9 protein-coding genes and 1 pseudogene are annotated in these 10,322 nt (G+C 45.1%); all 10 read left to right on the forward strand.

Annotated features, from left to right (window positions below):
- Positions 1-212 (forward strand): hypothetical protein (locus DXA74_RS16695; protein WP_233550579.1); only part of this gene is annotated, 212 nt, incomplete at its 5' end.
- Positions 157-603: a hypothetical protein gene (locus DXA74_RS14840; protein WP_147401144.1), complete on the forward strand. Its 447-nt coding sequence runs from the start codon at positions 157-159 to the stop codon at positions 601-603. The genes DXA74_RS16695 and DXA74_RS14840, both read left to right, overlap by 56 nt.
- Before the next feature lie 24 nt (positions 604-627).
- Complete coding sequence (locus DXA74_RS14845) at positions 628-807, forward strand: hypothetical protein (protein ID WP_118528904.1); 180 nt, start codon at positions 628-630, stop codon at positions 805-807.
- Positions 808-914: 107 nt separating this feature from the next.
- Entirely contained in the window at positions 915-1,592 is a 678-nt protein-coding gene (locus tag DXA74_RS14850) for a hypothetical protein (RefSeq protein WP_118528906.1), read from the forward strand.
- 126 nt (positions 1,593-1,718) lie between these two features.
- Positions 1,719-5,906: a beta-N-acetylglucosaminidase domain-containing protein gene (locus DXA74_RS14855; RefSeq protein ID WP_118528908.1), complete on the forward strand. Its 4,188-nt coding sequence runs from the start codon at positions 1,719-1,721 to the stop codon at positions 5,904-5,906.
- 138 nt (positions 5,907-6,044) lie between these two features.
- A complete protein-coding gene (locus DXA74_RS14860; protein ID WP_118528910.1) occupies positions 6,045-7,094 on the forward strand; it encodes an asparaginase in 1,050 nt (349 codons plus the stop codon).
- Between the two features lie 274 nt (positions 7,095-7,368).
- Positions 7,369-8,703, forward strand: a complete 1,335-nt coding sequence (locus DXA74_RS14865) for a site-specific integrase (protein ID WP_117682176.1) — start codon at positions 7,369-7,371, stop codon at positions 8,701-8,703.
- A gap of 7 nt (positions 8,704-8,710) precedes the next feature.
- Positions 8,711-9,652: a DUF6043 family protein gene (locus DXA74_RS16485; RefSeq protein ID WP_165859001.1), complete on the forward strand. Its 942-nt coding sequence runs from the start codon at positions 8,711-8,713 to the stop codon at positions 9,650-9,652.
- 169 nt (positions 9,653-9,821) lie between these two features.
- A complete protein-coding gene (locus DXA74_RS14875; protein ID WP_004291341.1) occupies positions 9,822-10,136 on the forward strand; it encodes an AlpA family transcriptional regulator in 315 nt (104 codons plus the stop codon).
- A 4-nt stretch (positions 10,137-10,140) separates the two neighbouring features.
- Positions 10,141-10,322 (forward strand): annotated as a pseudogene (locus DXA74_RS16700) (helicase); the annotation flags it as partial.

The raw sequence follows: 10,322 nt of genomic DNA on the forward strand, positions 1-10,322 counted from the left end.
TTGTTATGGTTTATAATGCCGAAGGATATAAAGCTCCTTACACTGTAACCATCAAGAAGGTGGACACTAAGGGTAATGTTATCAGTACAGAAAATCTGTCCATCCTTCCCGGAGAAGAATACACCGTATCTGCTTCAAACATCAAAGTCCAAATTCATGTTGGAAGAGATTCAAAATGGCTCCGTTCCTGCAAATACTCCTGTTGTCATTGAAGGTCCAAAGGGAATATACTCACTGACCATTGATTACGAAAATCAGGAAGAGCCTATTCTTAAAGATTTAAAAGGAAGCCTTATGTCAATCGAAATCACTACTGAAGATTATATCTTAGCAAAAGATGCAAGCAACATTGTTGGCTTCTATAAAACAACAGAAGGTGGAACACTCGCTCAGAACAAGGCCTATATTGAATCAACTCCTGCAATTCAAGCAGTCAGAGGCTTTGGATTCTCAACAGAAGGTGATGGAACTACCGGTATTGAGAACACCGTTACAGAAACAGAGAAAGAAGAGTATTACGACTTGCAGGGTCGCCGCATATTGAACCCAACTAAAGGTATCTATGTAACCAAGAGCGGCAAAAAAGTATTGTTCATCAAATAACGTATCAAGAAAAACCAAAAGAATATGAAAAAGATATATCAAAAACCAAATTTAAAGAGCGTAAAACTGATCAGTGAATCAGCGTTGCTTCAAGCAAGCAATTTTAATATGGGAGGAACCATTGAAGGTGATACCAGTCAGGCACTCAGCAACGAAGAAGGAAAGCACGATATCTGGGGCAATGAAGGCAACGGTATCTGGTAAGAAGTAACTTTATATCATAAAAAAGGGGATGATCGAAAGATCTTCCCCTTTTTTCACAATAACTCATAAAAAGATAAATTATGCCGTGCGTAAGAAACGAAAAAACATTGAAGAAATGTACGAAAGATTCAACTGAAAACCTAAAATCATTAACCGACATTATTAAAAACTATCAGGAAACATGCTCGGAAGAAGCTTATGAAGCGAAACGTGCAATTAATCCCAACGACAAAGATCTCTGCCGATTTATGCACTATGACCTAAATGGAGTTCTGGAAATGAAAGAACAGGGAATCAAAGAGATAATCTCACGATGTATCTGTAACAGAAACAGGCATCAGTATTGCATATCAAATGAAGCCGTGAATACAGCCACAGAAAAACTGATGGACGCAAAAAGTCTGTATCCCTACTCTTCTCACATCAATAAAGAGTTTGAGTATTTATATGACAAATTAAAAGGCATTATCGGAACAGTAAAGGGTATCGGAAACAGCACACTTTATGATGCCTGCATCCGTCTGGGCTGGAGCTACTCTCCCCAAATCAAACCGCAACACTATGTCTACGTTCACAGAAAGCTCATTAAAAGTGCGGAAGCAATACTTGGCGATAAATTCAGCCGGATAAAAGAAGCAGACCGACCAGCCATCCTGCGCCAGAAATTCATTGAAGCAAAAAAGGAATTTGCCGAACTCTCTGCATTAGATATCGAAAACCTACTCTGTATCTATCATAAGGAAATTTTGACGATACAGGGATTTACTCCAATGAAGAAAGCGTAATCCATATATTTCAGGTAGTTACATCTGCGTGTTTTTTGTTAAATAACTAAAACACACAGATTATTTATCTTTTCTTTCTTTATTTTTGTCTTTGCAAGGCAAATTTTATTTTATACCAATTACCTTATGAAAATGAAACTATTACCCTTAATGGCGCTGGCCTGGACATGCAGCATCGGCAGCATGCAGGCGCAGCAAGTGACAGTGTCTCCCCTCCCCCAAAACATATCTTGGGGAAGCAAGGCTTTTGATCAGGGATTCAGTTATACACTGACCGGAGAGCAAGATGCCGATGCGGATGCGGTGAGAGTGCTGAAGAACAAACTCAAAACCGGAAATGGTACAAATGTAAACATTATCATCGGTGAGCGTGGCGACGCAGCCGTCAAAGCCTATGAAACCAATATCCCGAACAAAAAGGAAGGATATTATCTGAAAGTAGAAGGCGACAAAGTGATTATTGCCGGTAATGATGAATCGGGAACATTCTATGGCGTGCAGACATTCCTGCAGATTGCTTCGCAGCCGGAAGTGATGCAGGCAACCGTAACCGACTATCCGGACGTCATCGACCGAGGCGTTGTTGAAGGTTTCTATGGAAATCCCTGGAGCACAACCGACCGGAAACGCCAGTTTGAGTTCTACGGCGAGAACAAGATGAATGTGTATATCTACGGTCCGAAAGACGACCCGTACCACCGGGCAAAATGGCGCGAACCTTATCCAGCTGCCGAAGCTGCCGTTCTGAAAGAACTGATCCAGTCGGCTCACGAAAACAAGGTTCAGTTCGTATGGGCCCTGCACCCGGGTAACGACATCAAATGGAACGATACCGACCGCCAGAACGTAGTCAAGAAACTGGAACTGATGTATGAGATGGGAGTACGCGCCTTCTCACTCTTTTTCGATGATATCGGCGGCGAAGGCACAGACCCGACCAATCAGGCCAATCTGATTAACTATGTAACCGAAAACTTTATCAAAGCACATCCGGAACTGCCTCCGTTGATCTTCTGCCCCACTCAGTATAACCGCAGTTGGAGCAGCGGCGATTATCTGAATATTCTGGGCAGCAAATCGGACAAGGATGCGCGCATCATGTGGACCGGAAACTCAGTGGTGGATATGATCAACAAGAGCGATATGGACTGGATCAATGCACAGATTCAGCGCAATGCTTATATCTGGCTGAACTATCCGACCAACGACTACTGTATCGACCGCATGCTGATGGGACCGACCTACGGCAATGACAAGAACATCGCCGAGCAGCTGAGCGGATTCACCGCCAACCCGAGCGAGTATGCCGAAGCTTCAAAAGTTTCACTTTATAGCATTGCCGACTACACCTGGAACATGGAAAACTATGATGAGAACGCTTCTTGGGAACGCGCCATCAAGTATCTGATGCCGGATCATGCAGCTGCCTTCAAGGTGTTCTGCGAGAATAATATCGACTTGGGAAGCACTTATCACGGACTGCGCCGCGAAGGTGAATCCAAACGCTTTGCCGAAGCGATTAAGGTGTTCCAGGAAGCAACTGCCAACGGATTCAACAAAGAAGCCTTTGACGCCATCAAACCGATGTTCGACGAGTTTGTAAATTCTTGCAACGAACTGCTCGATCCACAGGTTCAGGAGAATGATCCTTTGGCAAAGGAGCTGGTAGCCTGGTTCCAGGTTATGAAGCTTATGGGTGAACGCGGCCAGAAAATGTGTTCTCTCTATGCCAGCATTGCCGACAACAAGCCTGAAGAGTTCATCAATACTTATAAAGAAATGGTACAGCTGGAGGCTGAGCAGAAAGCCATCCGCTCACGCGATTTCGAGGGATCTATCAAAAGCCCGAATCCGACTGTAGCTGCAGAAGTGGTAGCTCCATTTATGAAGCAATACACCAACCTGCTCATTGCCGAGTATAAGAAACACTATACTGATGGTTGGGAGAACTTCCCGGCTGTATTGCTGAACGACGGCAAATACTACATCAAGTATAACGGCAAGTTCCTGACCAACGTAAGCGGTAGCAAGTATCCTACTTTCGTAGCCAACGAGGATGACATCAATCCGCAGAGACAGGAGTGGGTCATCAGCATGGACTACAGTACAAACCGTTATAAAATCGTCAATGCTCAGGACAACCGTTACCTGAACGAGAAGGGTGAATTCACCGTAAACGAAACCACCAATCCGTACGAATCTGCATGGCACAGCTATAACATCACACGTCTGAACGGCAAGTATGCCATCCAGAATGCAGGAAGTGCCGGCGACAAATACTGGACAGCCAATGCAACACGCGTCAGCACCGGAAGCGTTTCTGCCTACAATCCGGAGAACTTCATCTTCGAACTGGTGCCACTCGACGAGGAGGCAATCACTTATCCGGTAATTGTCAGCGGAGGAAGCTACCACATCATCAATCCTACGGACGGAAGCTATCTGACCAACAATACCGGCAACAATAATCCGAAGTTCGAAGCGAAAAAGGAAAAAGACCCGCAGAACACACAAAGCTGGACCTTTACCCTGGTACCGGCAACCGGACGTTACAAGATTGTCAGTGCCGCCGACAACCGCAACCTGAATGAAATGGGACAGTTCGGTACGGCATACGATGACAACTGGAACACCTTCAAGATGCAGGAACTGGGCGGTCTGTTCTTTATCCAGTGCGCAGGAAGCGCCGGAAACAATTTCTGGAGCATCGAAAACAATGCCATCAGCAAAGGAAACAAGACCGAAGGCGAAAGCTACATCTTCAAGATTGACCAGGCTCCGGAAGCACCAATGGACGAAGAGGCCACCTTGGTTTTTTACAAGCAGGGTCTTGTGACGGACCCGAACCAGATAGCCGACGGTGACTATGTGGTGTTGCAGAATGTAAATACCGGTAATGCAAACAGACAGGGATACCTGTATTATCAGGATGATACCAAGTTTCTGACTTTTCTGGCCGGATACTATCAGACCGAACTGACTGACATGAAGTCGGCCTTTCCGGACAAGTATGTATTCCAGGTGGAAAAGAATGCTCAGGGACTTTCTTTCAAGAACGTAACGGCAAAGAAATACATCCCGAACAATGTAGCAAGCGGTGCTTATGCGCCTACCGAGAATGCCGACAACAGCAAGTTTACTCTGGAAGCCTCAGCTCAGGTGAGCATGGCCTGGAACATCAAGTCTGCTGCCAACGGCAAATATATCAATGGCGAACCGGGTTATCCGGTGGTATGGAGCGACGGACACCCTATTAAAATCTACAAGGTAGCAGAAAGTGCCGCTCCTGCGGATGTAGAGGGCAACGGATGGTTCCGCATCCAGACCACAGACGGACAGAGCGGTTTGCGCATGCAGCTGGGTGATGCCGACGGCGAAGAGCTGGTATGGATGAAAGGCATGACAGGAGCAGCCGGCGACGAGGCTCTGTGGAGCTTGCAGGAAAGTCCTGAAGTGGCCGGAAGATATGCTCTGGTAAACAAGAAGAATGACAAGGGATCCGTAAACTGGCAGAACGATAAAACGCACGAAGCGCTCATCAACCAGTTTGACTACAGTCAGGATCACAAGGACTTTGGTATTTATGTAAAGACACAGACCACCGAGGTGCTCCCTTCATGGGTAATGTACCGCATAAACGGCGGCAATTCCGTCATGCGATTCCTGAACCATCAGGGAGCGTATCTGAAGGAAGCAGAAGACCCAAGCCAGACTGGCAAACTCTGGAAGATGATTCCTGCCGCCTCTCTCGAACTGACAGCCAATGGCTATGCAGTAGGTGCCTTCAGCGCGCCGGTTGCCACTATCGTTCCGCAGAATGTATGGGTTTATGCCGCTACTGCAAGCACCGATCAGGAAGTAACCCTGTCTCGTCTGGAAGGCAAGATTCTGCCGGCAAACACTCCGGTGTTACTGGTTGCCAACAATGCCGGAAACTATGAAATGTCTCCGACAACCGGTACCGATCAGGTAATCACTCCGGGCACCAACTTGCTTAAAAGCACCACCAGCGGAAAGATTCTGGCACCGGCACAGAGCATGACTCTGAGCATCAGTGACGAAGAAGCCTGCATGGCTCCGGTCACAGCCGGCTCACCTCTGAAGGGCTACAGCGTTTACCTGCCTCAAAACGGCCAGTCTGTCAAGAAAGCACTCGTTTTCGACGAACTGCCTCCGGTTACCGGTATCCTCTCTCCTGAAGATACAGCCTCTCAGGGCAACGGAAAGATTTATGACTTGAGCGGTCGCGAGGTAAGCAAACCGACAAAGGGTGTTTACATCCGCAACGGTCAGAAGTTCATCGTGAACCAATAAGAACAGATAGGAATCACGACCTATAAAGAAAAGAAGAGCCTTACCATTTTCCATATTTCGGGAGTGATAAGGCTCTTTTTGTATGCTTATATTCATGTTTTTCGTATATTTGCGAGCAGAAACAGTAACATTTTGATTATGACAAAAGAGAATAAGCCTTCGGTATTGCTCATCTATACAGGAGGAACCATCGGAATGATCGAGAATCCGGAAACGGGTGCCCTGGAAAGCTTCAAGTTCGACGAACTGCTGAAGCAGGTACCCGAACTGAAACGCTTCAATTTCCGGATTGACACCTACTCCTTCCAACCGGCAATCGACTCCTCGGATATGGAACCGGAATTGTGGGTCAAAATCGTACGGATCATCATGGAGAAATACGAAGAATACGACGGTTTCGTCATTCTACATGGTACAGATACCATGGCCTACACGGCTTCCGCATTAAGTTTCATGCTGGAAAACCTGTCCAAACCGGTGATTCTTACCGGTTCCCAGCTGCCTATTGGCATGCTGCGCACCGACGGTAAGGAAAATCTGATTACGGCCATAGAGATTGCCGCCGCACGGCGCAACGACGGCCAGCCGATGGTGCCCGAGGTGTGCATCTTTTTTGAAAACGAACTGTTGCGCGGTAACCGTACCACCAAAGTGAATGCCGAAAATTTCAATGCCTTCCGGTCGTTTAATTATCCCCCTCTGGCAACGGTTGGCATTCACATCCGCTTCAACGAACACCTCATCCGGAGAAACAATCCGCAACTCCCCATGAAGCCGCATTTCCTTTTTAATAATAATGTGGTGATGCTTTCGCTTTTTCCCGGCATCAAAGAAAGCATCGTAGCCTCTGTATTGCAGGTGCCGGGCCTGAAGGCGGTAGTGCTGCGCACCTTCGGTTCCGGAAATGCCCCACAGAAAGAGTGGCTGACACGGCATCTGAAGCAGGCTTCAGAACGTGGCATTCTCATTGTCAATATCACCCAGTGCCAGCATGGAGCGGTAGAAATGCACCGTTATGGCACCGGACTGCAGTTGTTGCAGGCCGGAGTTGTAAGCGGTTATGACTGCACGCCGGAATGTGCCATCACCAAACTGATGTTCCTGCTCGGACACGACCTGCCTTTGGAAGAAATACGCAAGCTCATGGATTCTGATCTGGCCGGTGAAATCACACACGACGAATCCTAAAACAAAAACTTAAAAACAGAAAGAAGCCCGATAATTGAGCATTCAATTATCGGGCTTCTTTCTAGTACCCAGACCCGCATTTGAAATATATAAATTGGGAACAATCCTATTAAATAGAAAATCAAAGAAAAATAAAGCATTATACACTAATATTCAATATATTACAAACACACACTTAGTTAATCCTATTTAATCGGATTGAAATAAATTCGGGATGATTGGGAACAATTTGGGAACAATTTATATATTTGTACCGTTACTAAAAATCCCGATTATGAAAGCAACAGCCTTTATCCGAAAATCCGCAAGTAAAAACGACACCAATAGTGTAGCTACAATCTATTTCCGATTAAGAGATGGTAAAAAGGACATTAAAGCTGCCAGTGAGCTGACAATTAACCCAAATCACTGGAGTAGCGAGAAGCAAGGGTATAAAGACAGAGTAGCCCTTGTTCATGAAGAAAAGAAACTGGCACTGAACAACGAAGTACAGAACATCATCAACCTGATAAGTCAAGAGTACACACCGGAAGCTGACAGCGAATGGCTAAGCACACTCATAGACAAATATCATCATCCAAACAGATATAAAACAGAAGAAGAGATTGCAGCGGAAACCAAACCCACCTTGCTGGATTTGTTTGCCGAATTTCTTGTCAAGCATAAATTATCAGAAGTTCGCATCAAGAACTTTCGAGTAGTACAACGTGCGTTAGCACGTTATGAACTATATGTAAAGGCAACGAAGAGAGGACAAAAGGGCTTTATCCTTGACGTGGATTTGGTAACACCTGACACGCTTCGGGATATGTGGGATTTCTTTCAGAACGAATACCAGTATTATGAACTTTACCCGAGCATTTATGAAGCCATTCCCGAAAAGAGGACACCACAGCCCAGAAGCAAGAACACGCTGATAGACTGTTTTTCAAGAATACGTACATTCTTCCTGTGGTGCTTCGATAACAAGCGTACCACAAACAGACCTTTCGACAAATTCCCGATAGAAGAATGTACATACGGTACACCTTATTATATAACACTTGAAGAGAGAGATAGAATTTTCAATGCCGACCTTTCAGCTACCCCACAACTGGCAATACAGAGAGATATATTCATATTTCAGACACTGATAGGATGCAGAGTGAGCGACTTGTACCGAATGACCAAACTAAATGTGGTCAATGAAGCCATAGAATATATTCCCAAGAAAACCAAAGAGGGGAATCCGGTTACGGTACGTGTTCCACTTAACGACAAAGCGAAAGAAATCCTTGAACGCTACAAAGAATATGAGGGGAAACTGTTGCCATTCATATCCGAACAAAAGTACAATGACGCCATAAAAAAGATATTCAAGTTGGCTGGAGTTGACCGCATCGTAACAATCTTAGATCCGTTGACGCACAACGAAATCAAACGACCAATTTATGAAGTGGCAAGTAGCCATCTGGCAAGACGTACATTTATCGGCAATATCTATAAAAAAGTGAAAGACCCGAACCTCGTTTCCGCACTGTCGGGACACAAGGAGGGAAGTAAAGCTTTCAGACGATACAGGGATATTGACGAAGAAATGAAGAAAGACCTTGTAAAACTATTAGACTGATACTTGTATGGGACAACAGGAATATGATAATTTCAAAAGACTGATAAAGGAATGGCTCGACAGCCATCCGGATGAATATGCCGATTTCGTAGAAGAAATGAACGACAAGAAGTTCAAAGGATTCTTCAATATTTTCAATACGGCTGTAAGGCTTGTTCCGAAATATAAAGAAGCAGCACGCAAGAGAATAGGTGATGATAGAAACCCTGATTTCGAGGAACTGGAAAATGTTCTTTTACAATCAGACCTTGCTGAGAAGATAGTAAATGAGTTTCATACCCCGAACAAGAGAAGCATTGTTCCTGCCATGCTTGCATGGCTCTATTACGGACGAAGCTATGAGTGCATGGTGGAACAGGGTGAGGAACTGACCAAAAGAAAGGATATTCCCACCTTATACAAATGGCTTGTTTCCGGCATGGTCAAATTCATTATCAGAAAAAGCATCGCCAATGGCATGAGAACCAAAGAGGATTGGCAAGTGTTCAGGAAGCAACAGAAAGCCATTGAGGAAAACTCTCTTGTGGAATGGGCAATAGAAGAAGATGAAGACATGGACGAGGAAGAAACAGATATGCTGCAGGAAGAACAGCCAAAGACCGCAGGACGCAAAGCCGACACACGCACGTTGCCAGAACTTCTGATAGAAAGGCATGACATACTGATTGAAAGAATTGGCACACGATTGAAAACCCATGCTACGGAAACAGATATAGCACGGCTGTTTATCGCACTGGTGGAATACCGCTTCATGCGGAAGTGTCCCATCAAGACTTTCAGAAATGCACTGCACGAGCAGTTCAAGGAACAAGAAATCGTCCACGAAAGAGGCATCCAGAAAGCATACAGAAATCTCACTTCTCCGTTTGGAAACAGCAAGAAACTGGTAAAAGACATTGGTGAAGACCATGAAGCCATCGAGGAATTGAAAGCCTATCTATCCAATTGAAGTTCGTTTAATTCGCTTTTCGTTTTTACGAATTTAACGAATTGAATATCATTGTTTTACGATTGATTTTCATTATATATTTGCGCCACTATCCTAATCGGGGTAGTGGCTTTTCGTTTATAATACTGCCGAAACGGGAAGTCTTACAACCGGCAGTTTCAAGAAGCCTATGACAGACATATTGGCAATTATCCAAAACGGAAACGGCAACATCAAGTTGGAAGTAACAGGAGAAGATTTGCTATTATTCTCCAACCAGTTAATCAGCCGTGCGAAGCATGAACTTTCTACCGCCATTGCGGAAGCAAGAAAGGAGAAGTATCTAACCAAAGAGGAAGTGAAAAAGATGTGCGGTGTTTGTGATACCACACTCTGGCACTGGTCTAAGAAAAACTATCTGAAGCCTGTAAAGGTTGGAAACAAGGTCAGATACCGACAATCCGACATTCAGAGAATTTTAGGTGAACACAATCCTTTAATCTAAGCCTATGAAGGAGGAAGAATATATGCGCGTAGGAACAACTTTGTACAAGGTGGTCAATCAGCCATGCGCCAATGGCGGTTATGAGAAGAAACGTGTCGTATGGAACAACAGCACATTACGGCAGGACTATGGAAAGAATTATCTTGCCACCGTCCCCAAGTATGACGGCTTTTGCACCGTTCCCAA

Source organism: Bacteroides sp. OF04-15BH, assembly GCF_003477995.1.
Taxonomy (GTDB): domain Bacteria; phylum Bacteroidota; class Bacteroidia; order Bacteroidales; family Bacteroidaceae; genus Paraprevotella.